This window comes from uncultured Polaribacter sp., from assembly GCF_947495205.1.
Taxonomy (GTDB): Bacteria; Bacteroidota; Bacteroidia; order Flavobacteriales; family Flavobacteriaceae; genus Polaribacter.
Genome location: NZ_CANLXV010000007.1, coordinates 127125 through 147921, shown reverse-complemented (window position 1 = coordinate 147921; position 20797 = coordinate 127125). Strand labels below are relative to the sequence as shown.

Sequence of the window (20797 nt, the reverse complement as noted above, 5' to 3'; positions counted from 1 at the left end):
AGAATGAAATTTATTAAAACAGAAATTCCCGAAGTTTATATTATAGAGCCCTCTGTATTTGGAGATAGTCGAGGTTATTTTTTAGAATCGTTTAATTTAGAAAAGTTTGAAGAAAACGTTTGTAAAATAAAGTTTGTTCAAGATAATGAGTCTAAATCTTCAAAAGGTGTTTTAAGAGGATTGCATTTTCAAAAGCCACCTTTTAACCAAGCTAAATTAGTGCGTTGTGTCGAGGGGCGAGTTATGGATGTAGCTGTAGATGTGAGAAAAGGATCGCCAACTTATGGTAAACACGTCGCAGTAGAGTTAACGGGAGAAAATAAAAGACAGTTGTTTGTGCCAAGAGGCTTTGCACATGGTTTTTCTGTATTAAGTGAAACCGCAGTTTTTGCTTATAAAGTAGACAATACTTATGCTCCAGATTTCGATTTTGGAATAAAGTGGAACGATAAAGATTTAGCCATAAATTGGGGTTTATCAGAATTAGAAGTTAAGTTGTCTGAGAAAGACAAAAATCTTATCGCATTTTCGGACTTAGACTCACCTTTTGAATATTAAATGATGAATATATTAATTACTGGATCTAATGGTCAATTAGGTTCTGAGATTAAAGACATAGCAAATAATTACACAGATTTTAATTTTATTTTTAAAGATTTACCTGATTTAGATATCTGTAATTATAACGAATTAGAACGTTTTATTACAGAGGGTAAAATTAATACAATTATTAATTGTGCAGCATACACAGCAGTAGATAAAGCTGAAGAGGACAAAGAGATTTCTCAAAAAGTAAATGCAACAGGTGTTTTAAATTTGGTAAAAGCGCTAGAAAAGGTAAATGGAAAGCTAATTCATATTTCTACGGATTATGTTTTTAACGGAAATAGTTTTTTACCTTATCAAGAGTCTGATATTGTGAGCCCAATTGGGGTTTATGGGCAAACTAAAAGAGAAGGCGAACTTGCAGTATTAAATAGTAGTATTGATGCTATTGTAATTAGAACATCTTGGTTGTATTCTTCTTATGGTAATAATTTTGTTAAAACCATGTTGCGTCTTGGAGAAACAAAAGAAGAGTTAGGTGTTATTTTTGATCAAGTAGGTACACCAACTTATGCCAAAGATTTGGCGAGTACTTGTTTGGAAATTCTATCTTGTTGCAAAGAAAATAACATCAATTCAAACGGTAAAGTGTATCATTTCTCAAATGAAGGTGTGGCTTCTTGGTACGATTTTGCAATTGCCATTATGGCGCTAGGGAATTTAGATTGCAAGGTAAAACCTATTGAAACAAAAGACTATCCTACTTTAGCAAAAAGACCTCATTTTTCTGTTTTGAATAAATCTAAAATTAAAAATGATTTTAACATAAGTATTCCATTTTGGAAAGACTCTTTAGAAGCATGTATCTTTAAATTAAAAAATTAAAAAAAAGCAATGAAAAATATTTTAGTAACAGGAGGAGCAGGCTTTATTGGCTCACATTTGGTAAGGCTTTTGGTAAACAAATATCCAAATTACAACATAATTAATATGGATGTTTTAACTTATGCGGGTAATTTAGAGAATTTAAAGGATATTGAAGATAAAGAGAATTACAAATTTGTAAAATGTGACATTTGTGATTTTGAAAAAGTAAAAAAAGTTTTTGAAGAATATGAAATTGACAATGTAATACATTTGGCAGCAGAATCTCATGTAGACAGGTCTATTAAAGATCCATTTTCTTTTGCACAAACCAATGTAATGGGTACTTTAAGTTTGTTACAAGCAGCAAAAAATTATTGGCAAGATAATTTTGAAGGAAAATTATTTTATCATGTTTCTACAGACGAAGTTTATGGTTCTTTAGGTGAAGAAGGTTTCTTTTTAGAAACTACAGCCTACGATCCTCATTCGCCTTATTCAGCTTCAAAAGCATCTTCAGATCATTTTGTAAGAGCTTTTCAAGACACGTATCAATTCCCTACAGTAATTTCAAATTGTTCTAATAATTATGGTTCTTATCAATTTCCAGAAAAATTAATTCCGTTATTTATCAATAATATTTGTAATAACAAACCATTACCTGTGTATGGTAAAGGAGAAAATGTAAGAGATTGGTTGTTTGTAAACGATCATGCAAGAGCTATTGATGTTATTTTTCATAAAGGAAAACTAGGAGAAACGTATAATATTGGTGGTTTTAATGAGTGGAAGAATATAGACCTAATAAAAGTGATGATTAAAACTGCGGATAGATTACTCGGTAGAGCTCCAGGTACATCAGATAAATTAATTACGTATGTTACAGATAGAGCTGGCCATGATTTAAGATATGCAATAGATTCAACCAAATTAAAAGAAGAATTAGGTTGGGAGCCATCACTTCAATTTGAAGAGGGCATCGAAAAAACAATAAAATGGTATTTAGAAAACCAAGATTGGTTACATAACGTAACAAGCGGTGCTTATCAATCATATTACAAAGAAATGTATAAATAATATATAACTTATAATCATGTTAAAATACTTCGTCATTTTTGCAGTTTTAGCAATTATATCTTATTTATATTTAAAACTAGCCATTAAATTTAAAATTATAGACAAGCCTAATCAACGGAGTTCACATACAAAATCTACAATTAGAGGTGGTGGTATTCTTTTTACTATAGCTATAATATTGTTTTTCTTTTTCAATAATTTTGAATACCCTTATTTTTTTATTGGAGTTTTATCTATCGCTATTGTAAGTTTTTTAGATGATATATATACATTAAGTTCTAAGGTTCGATTTCCTTTTCAAATTTTAGCCATTGCACTAATCATGTATCAAATAAATATTCCTTTTTTTCCAATATATTTATTTGTGCTTTACTTTGTTATGGGTGTAGGTATCATTAATATGTTTAATTTTATGGACGGCATTAATGGAATTACTGGATTATATAGTTTGGCTACAATTTCTGGTTTTTATTTTATAAATGTAAATGAACAAATCATAAATTCAGAAATAGTAATTTACACCGTTTTATCCATTATAATTTTTGGTTTTTATAATTTTAGAAAAAAAGCCCTTTTTTTTGCGGGTGATATTGGTAGCATTTCTATTGGTATGTTAATATTCTTTGTGGGTTTGTATTTCACTGTAAAATTAAACTCACCATTAATTTTACTATTAGTTATTGTATATGGCGCAGATGCAGGGAATACATTATTATATAGAAAGTTTTATACAAAAGAAAGTGTTTTAGAACCGCATAGACATCATATTTATCAAAAATTAGTAGACAAAAAAAAGGTACCCCACTTACAAGTGTCTTTGATTTATACGTTGTTGCAATTAATTGTGAATTTTATTGTTTACAAGACATATAGGTTAGAGCTAACAATACAAATTTATGTATTTTTAGTGTTGGTAGCAGTTTTTATGTTTTTGTATATTTACGGATTCAAAAAGTTAAGAGCTTAATATTTAAACGAATGGAAAGGACAATTATATTTACAAAATCCGTTTTTAATATTTGTTTTACCGATATAAATATGAATGAAAATATTATGCTTTAATTTGAAGAAACTCTAGTTAAGTTTTTAAATGATAATAAACATATAGGAAGAGAAAATTCAATCAAATTGCAGTGTACTGAGTTTTTTTATAGGTTTTAGCCTAAAACAGATGATGCGATTTTCTGCCGGAAATTCACTTTGGTTGCTGCTTTAAACCATATTCTTTATAAGTGAGCAAAGCTTATTTTTATTACAAGCCAATAGTACTTGTAGCTAATTTTGTTAACTCTACTTTTAACGCAGAAATAATTAGTGAATATATTTAGAATATTGGTCTTAGGTCATCAGCAGATTATTACAATAAAAACAGAAGATTAAAAAAAAAACGGCTAGAATTAAGAAATTTTTGTAGATTTGACCATAAAGAGCAAACGTAATGATAAGAACATTATTTTTAAAAGCATTAAACAAATACGCCTCAAAATGGTTAGTACTACTTGTAGATATTTTACTGGTTTGTTTTTCTTTTTTAGTGGCGTACGCTGTTCGTTTTAATGTTAGTTTAAATTTTGATACTTCTAATCTTAAATATCAATTACCTGTAATTATTGTTTTATCTTTAATTAGTTTCTTAATAGTTGGTTCTTATAAAGGAGTTATAAGACACACAGGTACTAAAGATGCCTTTAATGTTTTTTTTGGAGTTACTATCTATAGTTTCTTTGTTAGTTTTTTGGTTGTTGTAAACCAATTTTTAGGCGTTTATAAAGGCTTTACCATTCCTAAATCAATTATACTAATTCATTATTTAGTTTCAGTATTTACACTTATTATAAGTAGGTATATTTTTAAAGCATTTTATGAGGTTATTTCTACAGACTTAAAAACAATAACAAATGTATTAATTTATGGAGCCGGTGATTCTGGAATCGTAACTTATGGGGCATTAAATAGAGAAAGAGGGAATAGTTACGATATCTTAGGTTTTATAGATGATGATTTGAATAAAATTAATAAGAAAATTGATAGAATTAAAATTTACAATTCTGCTAAAGTAAATAAAGCCTTTATAGAAAAGTATAACATTTCTGAAATTATTATTTCCATACAAAATATTAAGCCAAGTAGACTTTTACAAATCACTGATGATTTATTAAAACTAAATCTAAAAGTAAAAATAGTACCACCTTTAACACAATGGATTGATGGAGATTTAAAAGCGAATCAAATAAAACAAATAAATATTGATGACTTATTAGGGAGGCAACAAATCTTTATAGACAATCCCATAGTAAAAAGGCAAGTAAACAATAATGTGATATTTGTGACTGGTGCAGCAGGTTCTATTGGTAGCGAAATTTCCAGACAACTTGCGAATTGCGATTTAAAATTACTAGTGTTAATAGATCAAGCAGAATCTTCATTATATGATTTACAGCAAGAATTAATTAATAATTCTAAAAAGAATTTTACCCCTATTGTTGCAGATGTTAGAGATGTAAAGAGAATGAAAGAAATTTTTGAGCAGTATAGGCCAGAGAAAGTATTTCATGCAGCGGCATATAAACACGTACCTCTAATGGAACAAAGTCCTTACGAAGCGGTAAAAGTAAATGTTATTGGTACAAAGCATATTGCAGATTTATCTGTAGCGTATGGTGTAGATCGGTTTGTAATGGTTTCCACAGATAAAGCAGTAAACCCTACAAATGTTATGGGGGCTACAAAACGTGTTGCAGAGAAATACATCACTTGCTTAAGTAAAGAAAGCAGTAAAACAAAATTTACAATTACCCGTTTTGGTAATGTTTTAGGATCTAATGGCTCTGTAATACCGCTATTTAAAAAGCAAATTGAAAATGGAGGACCATTAACAGTAACGCATAAGGATATTACAAGATTTTTTATGACAATACCAGAGGCTTGTAGGCTAGTTTTAGAAGCAGGAACCATGGGTGAAGGAGGGGAAATCTATATATTTGATATGGGGAAATCTGTAAAGATTTTTGATATGGCAAAGCGAATGATTTCTCTTTCTGGTTTAAAATATCCTGACGATATTGATATAGAAATCACAGGCTTAAGACCGGGAGAAAAGTTGTACGAAGAACTTTTGTCTAACAAAGAAAATACAATGAAAACATATCATAAGAAAATTATGATTGCCAAAACAACAGAATTTGATTATTTGCAGGCAAAACAACAAATAGATTATGTTACAAATAATAATCATATTTTAACCAATAATGATATTGTATTAAATTTAAAACTACTTGTTCCTGAGTTTATTTCAAATAATTCCAAGTTCGAAAAATTAGATAACAAGAAAAAGATACTCTCTTCATAATTATAGTTAATTTCTAGTTTCTTTTTTGTGAGAAAAAAAATAAAGAAATAGTTATATTCCTGGTTACTATATAGAGTACTTTACTAATAAAATTATTACTTTTGCCCAAAAAATTAAATTATGTTCAAAACGAATAAAAAAGTAAAAATATTCTTTTTTTTTACTTTTTTAACATCACTAGTCCTCGCACAAGATTTAAGTTCTATTAAAAACGTAGATGTAAATGCTTTATCAGATGATCAAATAGCGTCCTATTGGTCAAGTATGCAGAAAAATGGGTACTCTTTAAATCAGCTAGAGGCAGTGGGTAAATTACAAGGTATACCTAGTGATAAAATTAGCCAATTTAAACAACGTGTAAAAAATTTAAGTACAATTAAGTCTGTTGAGAATAAGGTTTTAAAACAACAATCCGTTAAGGATGCAGCTACAGAACCTTATGGATTAAAAGATGGTCAAGTTATAAAAAAAAACAGTACTGGTTCTAATATTTTTGGCTACGATTTTTTTAATAATTCAAAAATTAGTTTTGAACCTAGTGTTAATATAGCAGTTCCACAAAATTACCAAATTGGTCCAGGAGATGAAATAATGGTGGATTTATGGGGCGCATCAGAAGTAACATACAGGGCAACGGTAAATAAAAGAGGGAGCATTAAAATAGCAGGTATTGGTTTTATCTACATTAATGGATTTAGTTTGGACGATGCCAGTAAAAAAATAGTGTCTAAATTAAAAAAGAAGCATGCAGGTATTGGTGTCTCTAGAAATAATTATAATAAAATTTATACCAATGTAACCGTGTCTAAAATTAGAACGGTTCAAGTAAACATTATTGGTGAGGTTAAAGTGCCTGGTACATATTCCTTAAACTCACTTTCTACAGTTTTAAATGCACTTTATAAATCAGGAGGTCCAACAAAATTGGGAACCTTTAGAAACATAAAGTTAATTAGAAAAGACAAGGTGGTAGCTGTTTTAGATATTTATAATTATTTACTTTACGGAACGCAAAAGAACAATTTAAAACTCCAAGATCAAGATGTTTTATTGGTAGAACCTTATAATAATTTAATTTCTGTAGAAGGAGCTGTGAAAAGACCTGGAATTTATGAACTAAAAGACAATCAAACCTTAAGTGATTTGGTGCTTTATTTTGGTGGATTTACGCCAAAGGCTTATACGGATTTGCTAGTTTTAGAACGTTTAAACGGCAGTCAAAAAGAAATTAAAGAGGTAGCTTTTGATAACTTGAATAACTTTTTAGTCAAGGCGGGAGATAAATTAATTGTACAAGAATCTTTAGATATTTTTAAAAACAAGATTACTATAGAAGGAGAAGTATATAGACCGGGTAATTTTGAACTTTTGGAAAATATGACGCTTAAACAGCTACTTTCAAAATCAGAGGGTGTAACTCCAGAGGCATTTTTACCAAGAGGTTTACTAGTGAGAACTATAGATAATACAGCTAAAGAGAATATCTCTTTTTCTATAGAGAATATTTTAACGGGAAAGACCACCATTTTACTGAAACCTAATGACCAAATAAAAATTTTTAATAAAAAAGAGTTAAGAGAAAAAAGACAAATTAGTATCTCTGGGGCTGTAAATAAGCCAGGAAATTTAGAGTATGTTGATAAATTAGAGATTGAAGATGTAATCGCATTATCTGGTGGTTTAAAAGAGGGAGCAGATCCTAATGTTATCAGCATATCTAGAAGGTTAAAAGATGGCAGTTTTTCTACTTTAAGTGATGTTTTTACAATTTCATCAGATACCAATTTGGCAATTAATAATGGAGAACCTTTTTATTTAGAGCCTTACGATCAAATAAACGTAAGGTATTTAAAAGGATACACTAAACAAAAAAAAGTAACCGTTTCTGGACAGGTAAATTATAGTGGAGGCTATGTCTTAAAAGACAAGAATGAACGAATATCTGATTTAGTTAATAGGGCAGGAGGACTCACAGATTATGCATATGTTAAAGGTGCTACTTTATTTAGACTTGTTGGCAGAACTGCGATACAAGATCTTATATATAATGTAGATGATGAAGATGTTTCTATTGATAAATTGAAACAATTTTCTAATAGTAAAACTACTTCTATTGGTATTGATTTAGAAGCAATTTTAAAAAAACCAGGTTCTGATATAGATTTAGTTTTAGAAGAGGGAGACAGGTTGTTGATTCCAGAAATTAAACCAACCGTGCAAGTTTCAGGAGAGGTATTAGTACCCTCCTTAGTGCAGTTTACTAAGAATAGTAAACTAAAACATTACGTAAATAATTCTGGAGGTTTTACAAATGCAGCCAAAAAATCGAAAGTATTTGTAAGGTATAGTAATGGAGAAATAAAAACGGTAAAAAAGTTCTTGTTTTTTAAATTTTATCCAAAATTAGAACCAGGTGCAGGCATTTTTGTACCTACCAAGGTAGAAAATAAAAATAAGTTATCTACCCAAGAAATTCTTGGAATTACTACTTCACTAGCTACCTTAGGCTTGCTTATTCAGGCTTTAACTAATTAATCAGAAAATAACTATAGTAATAATTTATCAAATCACACCACTAAAATGAATTCGGAAAATACCATTGATCAGTCATTAAATGAAGATTCTATAGATGTAATTGCATTACTAAAAGAGTTTTGGTTTGCACGTAAAACCATTGTAATGATTACTTTATGCTTTTTTCTTATAGGACTATTTGTAGCTATTTTTTCTGTAAATCAGTATACTGCTAGTACTACGATTGTCCCAGTTGGACAAGGTAAGTCAGCAGGTGGTAATTTAGGTGGCTTGGCTTCGCTCGCAGGAATCAATCTTGGGGGTAATGATGTTCGAACAGAGATTTCTCCAGAGTTGTATCCCCAAATTGTAAACAGTATTCCTTTTCAATTAGAGTTGCTTAATACAAAATTAAAACTTAAAGAATTAGATACATTAATTGCATACAGGGATTATTATTTAGAAATTCATAATCCTGGGGTGTTAGCTAGCATAAGGAAATATACTATTGGTTTACCTGGATTAGTTATTTCAGCATTAAAATCTGATACCGAAAAAGTTGCGATTCAAACTGATGATAAAAATCAAATCATAGAAATTAGCAAGAAGGATTATGATTTGATAAAAATTTTAGAAAGTCAAATTAATTTATTAGTAAATGCTAAGGAAGGTTTTATTTCTATTGATGTTACCATGTCAGACCCAGTAGCTAGTGCACAAATGACTTTGAGAGCTCAAGAACTTCTACAGGAATATGCCATAGCATTTAAAACTCAAAAATCTATTGAGCAATTGGAGTTTACGAAATCTAGATTTTTAGAAAAAGAAAAAGAGTTTAATGCTAAAAAAATAAAATTAGCGCTATTTCAAGATCAAAATAATGCTATAAATACTGCTTTAGCCAGAACAAAATTATTGGAATTACAGTCTGATTATAATTTATCTTTTACTATTTATTCAGAATTGGCAAAACAACTAGAATCTGAACGTTTGCAGGTTAAAAAAGACACTCCAATTTTTACCATACTAAAACCTGTTACGATTCCAAAAATTAAGTCAGCACCAAAAAGATTATTAATAATAATAGCATTTGTTTTTTTAGGTTTTATACTAAGTTTGGGGTACGTTAAGGGAAAGGAATGGTACAAAGATTTTAAAAAGAAATGGCATAGTGCATAACAATTACTTTTAAACTGTTTTGTATTAAGAATTTATTTCACTAAAAAATGTAAGTTCGAGTGATTTTGAGATTAGCGAAATTTAAATATATTTTGATTGAATGTAGCTAACGAAACTAAAAAAATGTATCGAAACTTTTATTGCTAAAATTCTCATTCTTCATACAAGTTTTACTCATTTCAATCGTAAATTTTACCTCGAATTTACAGAATCTTATTACAATGCACAACAGATTGCTTTTAGTAATTGCATTTTAAAATAATTTTAAGCGAAAACGATTGAAGTTTCCACACCTGCTGCCTATTGCATTTAGTTATTCTATCTTTGATAAAAACAATATTTAATATGATTTTAATTGCAGATGGTGGCTCTACAAAAGTAGATTGGATTGCCATAAATGAACATAAAGAAGAAGAATTTAGAGTGAGAACTTTAGGTTTAAACCCTGCAGTTGTTGCAGAAGAAGAACTACATCATAGGATTATGAATATGTTGCAGCTAATTCATATAAAAGATCAGGTAAAAGAAATTCATTTTTATGGTGCTGGTTGTGGTACTCCTAAACCTACGACTATTTTAAAAAATACTTTAGAAACTATTTTTATTAATGCAAATGTTTTTATTGCAGAAGACATGTTAGGCGCTGTTTATGCAGCTACTGGTAAAAAGCCTGCTGTTGTTTGTATTTTAGGTACAGGTTCTAACAGTTGTTATTATGATGGAAAAAATATGCAATCATTGGTGCCATCTTTAGGTTATCTATTAATGGATGAGGCAAGTGGTAATTATTTTGGCAAAAAATTAATTATTGACTATTACTATAAGGAAATGCCACAAAATATAGCCTTAAAATTCGATAAAGAATTTAATTTAGACGCAGATCACATTAAAAAGCAAATCTATAAAGAAGCAAATCCAAATATGTATTTAGCTTCTTTTGCGAAGTTCATGTTAGATTTTAAAGATGATAAATACGTTAAGAAATTAATCAAAAAAGGCTTTGAGAAATTTTTTAAGTACCGCGTTTTACCCTTTGATGCAACTAAAGATACGGCTATTTATTTTGTTGGTTCTATTGCACATTATTTTAGAGATATTTTAGAAGAAGTTGCTAAAAAGAATAACCTACAAATTACAGATGTAATACAAAGACCAATAGATAGGTTGGTAATATACCACAAGAAAAATTTTAATTTATAAGTTCTAAAACCCTTTCTAGTTGCATACCTCTAGAGCCTTTAATTAAAATAGATTGGTTATTTAAAGGTGCTTTAGTTAAATACACCTTTAAAGCTTCAAAATCTGTAAATTTTAAATTTTTTGTATTTGTTTTAGAAAAATGTTCGCCAACATAATAGGTAGCATTAAAGGCTCGTGAATCGGTTAGATTAGCTATTTCTTGATGTTCTTTAGCACTATCCTCTCCTAGCTCAAACATATCGCCTAAAATAATAGTTTTAGATTTTTCTGCTAATTGCGCAAAGTTGTGAATCGCAGCTGTCATACTAGAAGGATTAGCATTGTAAGCGTCTAAAATGATATGATTATTCCCTTTTTGTATAATTTGAGATCGATTGTTTTTGGGAACATAACTTTCAATAGCTTCCTTAATTTTATTATTTTCTACTTTAAAAAAATCTCCTATAGTAATGGCAATAGCTATATTGTTATAGTTGTATTCACCAATTAAATTACTTTTAATGATAGTTTTATGATAAGACAGCTCAACAAAAGGATTGGCACCTATAAATTTTATGTTTTCTTTCAATAAAATTGTTTTAGAATCTTTTGTTTTTTCTAATTGAATAGCATCATTAGGATTTATAAAAGCCGTTTTGTTATTTTGTTTTAGGTGTGTATATAGTTCACTCTTTCCTTTTATAACACCTTCTACACCTCCAAATCCTTCTAAATGTGCTTTTCCAAAGTTGGTAATATAGCCATAATCTGGATTTATAATGTTAGACAAAAAAGCAATTTCTTTTTGATGATTTGCACCCATTTCTATAATAGCAATTTCTTCTTTTGGAGTAATTGATAATAAAGTTAAAGGAACACCAATATGGTTATTTAAATTACCTTTTGTTGCCGCTGTTTTATACTTTTGTTGCAGTACTTTTTTTATCAACTCTTTTGTAGTAGTTTTACCATTACTACCAGTTAAAGCTATAACAGGTATGTTAAGTTGTTTTCTATGATATTTTGCTAAATCTTGAAGGGTTTTTAAAACATTATTTACAAGAATTGTTTTGCCTTTTATTTCGAATTCCTTTTCATCGATAATACAAAATTTAGCACCTTTTGCTATAGCTTCTGTAGCAAACTTATTGCCATTAAAATTATCCCCTTTTAATGCAAAAAACAAACAGTTTTTTCTTATTGTTCTAGTATCTGTATCTACTAAATAATTTACGATGTATAATTTATATAGCTCTTCAACTGTCATAATATTACGGGTAAAAAAAAGCCCTCATTATAAAATTGATATAATGAGGGTGAATTGTTTTGAAATTAAAATTATCTTCGAGTACCTCTCGCTTTTCTTTTCTTATATGTCATAGGACCCAATTGGTCTGTAACACATCTAAAGCCAATATAATTGGTGGCCATGTATTCTGGTAAATACCTTCTTTGTGCAGGATCTAGCCAGTATTCTCTATCTGCCCAAGAACCTCCTTTATAAACTCTAGTTTGGTTACTAATTAAAGTTCTTCGTTTTTTAGCATCAATATTTAAAATATCTCTACCAGTTATAGAGTCTCTTTTAATTCTTGGTTGTTTAGGAGAGTTATACATGCTAGGTCTAGAGGCAAACCTATCAGAATCATCTTCAAAAAATCTACTTGAATTTAAATCTCCATCACCAATATCTGCATTTTCTGATTTAGAAAAGTTGGTTCTAAATGCTGCATCACTTTTTGTAATTGGTACATATTTAATAGAACCAGGTAGTTGTTTAGGCACAACACTACCATTTGGTAAAGTATCATATTCTACAGCAACATCATTACCTACAATAACAACTTTACCTTCTTGGTCAATTAATTTTTTAGTAAATAAGTTTCCTCTAAAGTAATTAAAATCGTTAGCTTCATTGTCAATAATTGGTCTGTAAACATCAGCAACCCATTCTGCAACGTTTCCAGACATATCATATAAACCAAAAGCATTTGGTGGATATGCTTTAATACGAATTGGAATATCCGAACCATCTGAGCTCCAACCTGCTAAACCACTATAATCTCCTCTGCCTTGTTTAAAGTTTGCCAATTGGTTACCTCTATGTCTTTTTTGGGACTCTCTGGTATACTTGCCATCCCAAGCATATTTTTTTCTTCCTCGGATGTTGTTGTATTCTCTATTTTCAATTATAGCTTTTGCTGCATATTCCCATTCAGCTTCAGTAGGTAATCTAAATTTTTGTTGTAAAATACCATCTGCTTGTGTAATTTTTCTACCTTGAAAAGCATTTCTATCTGGTTTAGGATCTCCTTTAGACCGCGCAACTCTTGTTTTAACACCTCTTTTATAGATAGTAGAATCTCCTTCGAATAATCCATCAGAATCAGATAAAAATCTATCAGTATCAAAAAAGTTTCGAATAGAATCTGATTCAAAAATATTTTTAATGAATCCTCTATCTATTAATTTTTTTAAGTTCACAGCATTTGTTCTCCATTTACAGTATTGGTTTGCTTGCGTCCAAGTTACACCAACTACAGGGTAATTTGCATAAGCAGGATGTCTAAAGTAGTTTTCACTAAGAATGTCTGTATTTCCTAAACTTTTTCTCCAAACTAAAGTGTCTGGCAAAACAGCGTTGTAAATATGTTTGTATTCCTCTTGAGAAGGGGGAAAAACATCTTTCATGTATTGTACATATAAGAAATATTCTGCATTGGTTACTTCCGTTTCATCCATAAAGAAAGATCTCACATGAATTTTCTTTGGAGTTGTATTCCAATCAAACATTACATCATCTTGTACTTGGCCCATTGTAAAGGTTCCACCTTCTATAGATACCATACCTAAAGGCGATTCTTGGCCATCAAAAGAACTATTGCCAATATAATTGCCATCTTTTGGGTTGTTAAAAGATAAACCTGTTAATCTAGATTTACCTGTGGTAGATCTGTTACAGTTTGCCAAAAGCACTGTTATTAGTGCAACTAAAGTAATTTTAAAAATATTTTTCATTTTCTAATAGAAAATTATTTAGGGTTTTTATTAGTATTGCAATTTACGATAAATATAATTTTAGACAAGTAAAAAATTAAATTTAACGCATCCTTTTTTTTGTCACAACATTTAAAACGGTATCAATTTAAGTTTAGTATAATTTATATTTGCATTTATAAAATATCTTTTCTTATTTTTCGTTCATTAATTATTAATTCTATGAAACATTTTTTTTACATTTTTTCTGTTTTTTTTCTGCTGCAAACAAATTACGCGCAAACAGAAAACTCTGTTTTATCTACAGGAGACTGGTATAAGTTTGCGGTAGATACAACAGGTGTTTTTAAAATTGATAGAAATTTATTACAAAGAATAGGAATTTCCACTAATAATTTAAATCCAAGAAATATTAAAATATTTGGTAACGGTGGTAGCCTTTTACCTGTGGTAAATGGAGATTTTAGATATAAAGATTTGCAGGAAAATGCTATTTTTATAGAAGGTGAGCAAGATAATTCTTTTGATGCCAATGATTTTATTCTTTTTTACGCTAAAGGTCCTCATGATTGGGAGTATAGTAGTGCTCCTGAGAATGCAAATCACAGGCAGAATATTTATTCAGATAAGGCATATTATTTTATCACTGTGGGAGATTCTCCGGGTAAAAGAATACAAGCAAAACCTGTAATTCAAGAAGAAGCTACTTTAACAATAACCACTTTTGATGATTTCGTTTTTTATGAAAAAGAAGAATTGAATTTGTTTGGGGCAGGAACACAGTGGTTTTTTAATGATAATTTTAGTGTAGAAGACGTTCAGTCTTTTGTAATTCCGTTTGAAAACGCTGTATCTAATCAAAGTGTGGCAATAAAAACAAGAGCAGTTAGTACTTCTATAACAGCATCATCTATAGCTGTAAAAGTAGATAATCAAGATTTGTACACACTTAGTTTTTTTAATTTAAGTCCTGGTGGATTAACTAAAGCCAATGTTTCTGAGCGAGACGCAAGTGTTGTCAATACAAAAGAGGCAATTGTATTAGAATTAACCTACAACAATAATGGAAATCCGTCTGCAAATGCATATTTAGATTATATAGAGGTAATTGGGCAAAAAAATTTAAATGCTACAGGTAAACAATTTTCATTTAGAGCATACAACCAATTAAATAATACTGCAGCAGTAAATTTTCAAATTTCAAATGTAAATGCTATCGCTCAAGTTTGGGATGTAACTAACTTTTTATCACCTCAAGTAATTACTAATGAAAGTACTGCAAATACTTTTTCTTTTACAGATAATGGTGGCGAATTAAAAGAGTATATTGTTTTAAATGATTCAGATTATTTTATACCAGAGGTAATTAATAATGTAAAAATTAAAAATCAAAACTTACGGGCTTTAAGAGATATCAATTACTTAGTAATTACAAGTTCAGATCTTATACCACAGGCTCAAAGGTTGGCAGATTACCATCAAACAAATTCAAATTTAACCACTAAAGTTGTAGATGTAGATGAAATTTACAACGAGTTTGCCTCAGGTTCTAAAGATATTACAGGAATTAGAGACTTTATTAAACATTTATATGACACCAATACTACAGAACAAACAAAATTAAAGTTTGTTGCTTTTTTTGGTGATGCTTCTTATGATTATAAAGATAGAATTCCAAGCAACAATAATATTGTACCCGTAAAACTATCAACACTCAGTTTTAATTTAGCAAACTCTTTTGTAACAGATGACTTTTTTGTGATGTTAGATGATGATGAAGGTACCATGTTAAGAACACATACTATAGATGTTGTGTCTAGTAGAATACCAGTTACAGGCATAACGCAAGCAAAAGATGTAGTAGATAAAATTTTAAGTTATTATAGCACAGAAGCCATTGGAGATTGGCGAAATACCATAACATTATTAGCAGATGATATAGATGTTAGTGGAGAAGACGTAATACAAGGAGGTGTAGAATCTATTGCAGATGAAATTAAACAAAGTAAACCTGTTTTTAATGTTAATAAAATATATGTAGACGCATTTGTACAACAAAATTCTTCTGGTGGTGAGCGTTATCCAGACGTAAATAATGCTATAAATAATGCCATAGAAAAAGGTACTTTGGTTTTTGATTATTTTGGTCATGGTGGTGAAGATGGTTTTGCTTCTGAAAGAATACTAGAAAAGCCACAAATACAAGCTTTTAATAACGCCACAACTTTACCTTTACTAATTACTGTTACTTGTGATTTTTCTAGATTTGATAATCCCAACAGAATTACTGCAGGAGAATTAACATTTTGGAATAAAAATGGAGGTTCAGCAAGCATGATTACTACTACAAGAGAAGTGTTTATAAGTGTTGGTCAAAGTTTTAACGAACGTTTAATAAGATTGTTGTTAGAGTTTAATAATGAAGATTTTACCATAGCAGAATCTTTGATGGTGGCTAAAAATCGATTCTCTAACCCGCAAAAATTCTTTATTTACTCTTTTGGAGATCCTGCTATGAAATTGGCAGTACCAGAGCCAAATGTAAAAATTACAAAGATGAATGGTAAAGATATTACCCAAACATTAGATACCTTAAAAGCATTATCTAAAGTAAGTTTTGAAGGCGTAATTGTAGATAATACAGACGCTGTTTTAAACAATTTTAACGGTTCGCTATCTACCACAATTTTTGATAAACCCATAGACAAAACCACCTTAGATAACGATGGTTTTGGCGTAATTTTACCTTTTGACACTCAAGATAGTAAGCTGTTTAGAGGGCAATCTACCGTAGAAAATGGGAGTTTTAAGTTTGATTTTGTGGTGCCAAAAGATATAAAAATAGCATTTGGTAAAGCAAAATTAAGTTTTTACGCAGAAAATGGCAGCACAGAAAAAGCAGGCGCAAATTTTGATGTTGTTGTAGGAGGAATAGATGAAAACGCACCAGAAGACAATCAAGGTCCAGAACTAAACCTGTTTATGAATGATGAATCTTTTACAGACGGTGGCAATACAAATTCATCCCCAAATTTAATAGCCGTTTTATCAGACAGCAGTGGCATAAATACATCTATAACAGCAGTAGATCATGATATTGTGGGTATTTTAGATGGCGATACAGGAAACCCCATTATTTTAAATGATTTTTATCAAACCGAAGTAAACGATTTCACCAGAGGAAAAGTAACTTATAGATTAAGAGATTTAGAAGTAGGCCCACACACCCTAAAAATTAAAGCTTGGGACACTTATAATAATTCGTCAGAAACAACGTTAAATTTTGTAGTAGTTAGTGATACTGTTTTAAATTTAGAAAACGTATTAAACTATCCAAATCCGTTTGTAAACTATACAGAGTTTTGGTTTAATCACAACAAACCAAACGAAAACTTAGAAGTGCAAGTACAAATATTTACAGTTGCAGGTAAAATTATAAAAACAATAAACAGAAACGTGCAAACTGCAGGTAACTTATCTAGAAGTATCAGTTGGAATGGTTTAGATGATTTTGGCAACAAAATTGGTAAAGGTGTTTATGTTTATAAAATACGTGTAAAAGCAACTACAAGCAATTTAGTTTCAGAGAAGTACGAAAAATTAGTAATACTTCAATAAAAATTAGATATTTGTAAAAAAATAAAATAAGAAAAATATAAAATGAAAAAATTAGCAATCGGTTTACTTTTAGGTGTTTTAGCAGTGTTTAAGGTTTCCGCACAAAACGGGGGAATAACTACAGCAACACCTTTTCTATTAATAGTGCCAGATGCAAGAGCAGGAGGTATGGGAGATATTGGTGTAGCTACATCGTCAGACGCGTGGTCTTTATTTCATAACCCAGCAAAAATAGCTTTTAGCAACAGACAAATTAAAACAGGTATTACCTATTCACCTTGGCTACGTAATTTAACAGATGATATTTTTGTAGGTAGTGGTTCTTACATAAATAGATTTAGTGATAACGCCGCGTGGGGTGCAGATTTTAAATATTTCTCTTTAGGTCAAATAGATTTAACAGACAACCAAGGTATGTCAAATGGCTCTATAAATCCTAATGAATTTGTAGCAACAGGTAGTTATTCTTTAAAATTAAGCGAAACCTTTTCAATGGGAGTTTCCTTAAAATACATTCGCTCTAACCTTGCATTTAATGGTACAGCAGGTAATGCGTTGCAACCTATTAATTCTTTTGCAGTAGATGTTTCTGGATATTACCAATCTTTCGAAGAAAATTATGGTAATTTTAACGGGCGTTACAGATTAGGTTTTAATATTACCAATATTGGGCCAAAAGTAAATTATACAACAGACGCTAATAATGAAGATTTTATACCAACCAATTTAAAACTTGGTGGTGGTTTCGATTTTATTTTAGATGATTATAATACCATTACCACAACAGTAGAATTTACCAAATTATTAGTGCCATCACCACAACCAGATCAATCAGACCAGGACCAAGGTTTTTTAAGCGGTATTTTTAGTTCTTTTGGAGATGCTCCAGGTGGTTTTAGTGAAGAGTTGCAAGAAACAACCTATGCATTAGGTGCAGAATACCTATACAACAACGCATTTGCATTAAGAGGTGGTTATTTTCATGAAAGCGAAAACAAAGGAAATAGACAATACTTTACTTTAGGTGGTGGTTTTAAAACCAATGCATTAAACATAGATTTATCGTATTTAATCAACGCTTCAGATGTAAATAATCCATTAGAAAATTCTTTACGTTTCTCGTTATCGTTTGATTTAGGAGAGTTGTACGAAGACTATTAATTGCAAAACTATTTTTCGTAAATTACCCACACAAAAGCAGTTCTATACATAGGCTGCTTTTTTTTGACGCCCAAAAGTATGAAAGAAATAAAAATAGCAACAACCGTAAAAGTATTTGATACTTTAGAAGAAATGTTATTAGAAGATAAAAATCTAATGCTTAGTGCTATAAGTGCAAGAAAAAAAGCATACGCACCTTATTCTAAATTTAATGTAGGTGCAGCAATTTTGTTAGAAAATGGCGAAATTATTTTAGGAAACAACCAAGAAAATGCAGCATATCCTTCTGGTTTATGCGCAGAAAGAGTAGCAGTTTATTATGCAGGAGCACAATTTCCAGGAATAAAAATCCTAAAATTAGCCGTTTCAGCAAGCTCAAATATTACCAAAGTAAACAAACCAGTAGGTCCTTGTGGTGCCTGCAGACAAGCATTAGCAGAGTATGAAATTACTCAAAAACAACCTTTTCCTATTATTTTTATGGGAGAAATTGGGCAAATCATCAAAACAGATTCCTTAAGCGCATTATTGCCCTTTTCTTTTGATAGTAGCTATTTGTAATATTATTATTTGGGCGTTTTAACAGGCTTTCCACTATATCTTTTTGCGAAAAAGCAAAAAGGATGCCGTTGCAATCCTTAACGCATATTGCCATTTTAAAAGCACTTGTTAAAACACAAAAACATTTTTTAAGATCTAAGTTAAAAATATGAAACCAGACATTGCAAATCAAAAAGATATTTTAACCATCATCACCAATTTTTATAACTTATTGCTCGCAGACAAACAAATGTTTCCCTTTTTTAAAGATATTGTGCAAGCAAACCAATTACAAACACACTTAGAAATTATTTCAGATTTTTGGAACGATATTTTGTTTGATACTACTAGTTATCAAAACAATACAATGCAAAAGCATTTAGACAAAAATACATTTATAGCCTTTACAAAAGAACATTTCAGCATTTGGACATCGTATTTATTTCAAACCATAAATAAAGATTTTAATGGTGTAATTGCAGAACGTATGAAGAATAGAGCGCTTTCTATTGCTACAGTAATGCAATTAAAAATGAATTTATATAAAGATTAGCATTTTCAGTAAACTTTAACAAATTCCATTTTTTTAAGAAGTTGAATGTAACAATGCTATGCGCGCATAATAAATATCAAAAATAACTTTTTCTATATTTGAAATATAAAACCCAACAATATGATTTCTTCAAAAATTACAGGAACAGGAACATTTATTCCTTCAGTAAAAAAGGAAAATAGTGCTTTTTTAAACACCCATTTTTTAAATGAAGACGGTTCAGAATTTGCATCAGAAAACACAACTATAATTAGTAAGTTTAAAGATATTACGGGTATAGAAGAAAGGCGTTATGCAAAAGAAGACTTCAAAACATCTGATTTGGCATTTTTTGCCGCCCAAAAAGCAATAAAAGATGCAGCGATTAATGCAGAAGATTTAGATTATATAATTGTTGCACACAATTTTGGAGATGTAAAACAAGGCGCAATTCAAGGAGATACTTTGCCCAGTTTAGCAACAAGAGTAAAATATAGGTTAGGTATTGCAAACCCCAATTGTGTAGCATATGATTTACTTTTTGGTTGCCCAGGTTTTGTAGAAGGTGTTATACAAGCGCAAGCATTTATTAAAGCAGATATGGCAAAAAAATGCTTGGTTATTGGTGCAGAAACATTATCTAGAGTTGTAGATAAGCACGATAGAGATGCCATGATTTATAGTGATGGTGCAGGCGCTTGTATTGTAGAAAAAACAACCGAGCAAAATGTAGGTATTTTAAGTCATGCCTCACAAACTTTTGCAAAAGACGAAGCTTATTTTTTACACTTTGGCAATTCTTATAATACTACAGAAGATAAAAATGTACGTTACATAAAAATGAATGGTAGAAAGATTTATGAATTCGCCATTACAAATGTTCCTGCTGCCATGAAAGTTGCTTTAGACAAAAGTGGCGTTGCCATAACAGATGTAAAAAAAATATTTATACATCAAGCCAATGAAAAAATGGACGAAGCCATTATTAAACGTTTTTATAGGTTGTTTAAAATAAAAGCACCAGAAGGTGTTATGCCAATGAGCATTCATAAGCTTGGTAATAGTTCTGTAGCAACTGTACCAACTTTATTAGACTTGGTTTTAAAAGGTAAAATAGACAAACAAAGCATAACAAAAGGTGATGTTGCAATTTTAGCTTCTGTTGGTGCAGGAATGAATATTAATGCCATTGTCTATAAATTTTAGGTAATTTTTAATGCATTTAAGTAAATTAGAAATGC

15 protein-coding genes are annotated in these 20797 nt (G+C 30.1%); 13 read left to right on the top strand and 2 right to left on the bottom strand.

Translation table 11 applies throughout. The features are described 5' to 3' along the window. The first annotated feature begins 3 nt into the window (after positions 1 to 3). From rfbC to Q0762_RS08660, 8 genes are all read left to right on the top strand, one after another. On the top strand, positions 4 to 558 hold the full coding sequence (gene rfbC / locus Q0762_RS08695; RefSeq protein WP_298766044.1) for a dTDP-4-dehydrorhamnose 3,5-epimerase: 555 nt from the start codon (positions 4 to 6) through the stop codon (positions 556 to 558). After that, the gene (rfbD, locus tag Q0762_RS08690) at positions 559 to 1431 is read left to right on the top strand and encodes a dTDP-4-dehydrorhamnose reductase (protein WP_366940994.1); all 873 of its coding nucleotides are present in this window, start codon (positions 559 to 561) and stop codon (positions 1429 to 1431) included. It abuts the gene before it with no gap. 9 nt (positions 1432 to 1440) lie between these two features. Further along, positions 1441 to 2487, top strand: coding sequence for a dTDP-glucose 4,6-dehydratase (rfbB, locus tag Q0762_RS08685; RefSeq protein WP_298766042.1), 1047 nt, complete (start codon positions 1441 to 1443; stop codon positions 2485 to 2487). A gap of 16 nt (positions 2488 to 2503) precedes the next feature. Further along, complete coding sequence (locus Q0762_RS08680) at positions 2504 to 3454, top strand: glycosyltransferase family 4 protein (protein WP_298766040.1); 951 nt, start codon at positions 2504 to 2506, stop codon at positions 3452 to 3454. A 471-nt stretch (positions 3455 to 3925) separates the two neighbouring features. Further along, entirely contained in the window at positions 3926 to 5836 is a 1911-nt protein-coding gene (locus tag Q0762_RS08675; RefSeq protein ID WP_298766038.1) for a nucleoside-diphosphate sugar epimerase/dehydratase, read from the top strand. A gap of 120 nt (positions 5837 to 5956) precedes the next feature. Further along, the gene (locus Q0762_RS08670) at positions 5957 to 8371 is read left to right on the top strand and encodes an SLBB domain-containing protein (protein WP_298766035.1); all 2415 of its coding nucleotides are present in this window, start codon (positions 5957 to 5959) and stop codon (positions 8369 to 8371) included. A gap of 45 nt (positions 8372 to 8416) precedes the next feature. Next, entirely contained in the window at positions 8417 to 9529 is a 1113-nt protein-coding gene (locus Q0762_RS08665; protein ID WP_298766034.1) for a Wzz/FepE/Etk N-terminal domain-containing protein, read from the top strand. Positions 9530 to 9874: 345 nt separating this feature from the next. Further along, on the top strand, positions 9875 to 10729 hold the full coding sequence (locus Q0762_RS08660) for an N-acetylglucosamine kinase (protein WP_298766032.1): 855 nt from the start codon (positions 9875 to 9877) through the stop codon (positions 10727 to 10729). Here the strand turns inward: Q0762_RS08660 and murF are convergent. Both murF and gldJ read right to left on the bottom strand, forming a co-directional pair. Next, positions 10719 to 11975, bottom strand: coding sequence for a UDP-N-acetylmuramoyl-tripeptide--D-alanyl-D-alanine ligase (gene murF / locus Q0762_RS08655; protein ID WP_298766030.1), 1257 nt, complete (start codon positions 11973 to 11975; stop codon positions 10719 to 10721). The two genes, Q0762_RS08660 and murF, sit on opposite strands and share 11 nt — an antisense overlap. Before the next feature lie 71 nt (positions 11976 to 12046). Continuing rightward, entirely contained in the window at positions 12047 to 13726 is a 1680-nt protein-coding gene (gldJ, locus tag Q0762_RS08650; RefSeq protein WP_298766028.1) for a gliding motility lipoprotein GldJ, read from the bottom strand. Between the two features lie 201 nt (positions 13727 to 13927). On the opposite strand from gldJ, the gene porU reads away from it, so the two are divergent. From porU to Q0762_RS08625, 5 genes are all read left to right on the top strand, one after another. After that, positions 13928 to 17323, top strand: a complete 3396-nt coding sequence (porU, locus tag Q0762_RS08645) for a type IX secretion system sortase PorU (RefSeq protein WP_298766027.1) — start codon at positions 13928 to 13930, stop codon at positions 17321 to 17323. Positions 17324 to 17365: 42 nt separating this feature from the next. Then, positions 17366 to 18484, top strand: coding sequence for a type IX secretion system outer membrane channel protein PorV (porV, locus tag Q0762_RS08640; RefSeq protein WP_298766026.1), 1119 nt, complete (start codon positions 17366 to 17368; stop codon positions 18482 to 18484). 78 nt (positions 18485 to 18562) lie between these two features. After that, positions 18563 to 19045, top strand: a complete 483-nt coding sequence (gene cdd / locus Q0762_RS08635) for a cytidine deaminase (protein ID WP_298766025.1) — start codon at positions 18563 to 18565, stop codon at positions 19043 to 19045. A gap of 148 nt (positions 19046 to 19193) precedes the next feature. Then, on the top strand, positions 19194 to 19577 hold the full coding sequence (locus Q0762_RS08630; protein WP_298766024.1) for a group III truncated hemoglobin: 384 nt from the start codon (positions 19194 to 19196) through the stop codon (positions 19575 to 19577). 120 nt (positions 19578 to 19697) lie between these two features. Further along, positions 19698 to 20762, top strand: a complete 1065-nt coding sequence (locus tag Q0762_RS08625) for a 3-oxoacyl-ACP synthase III family protein (protein ID WP_298766023.1) — start codon at positions 19698 to 19700, stop codon at positions 20760 to 20762. Positions 20763 to 20797 lie beyond the last annotated feature (35 nt).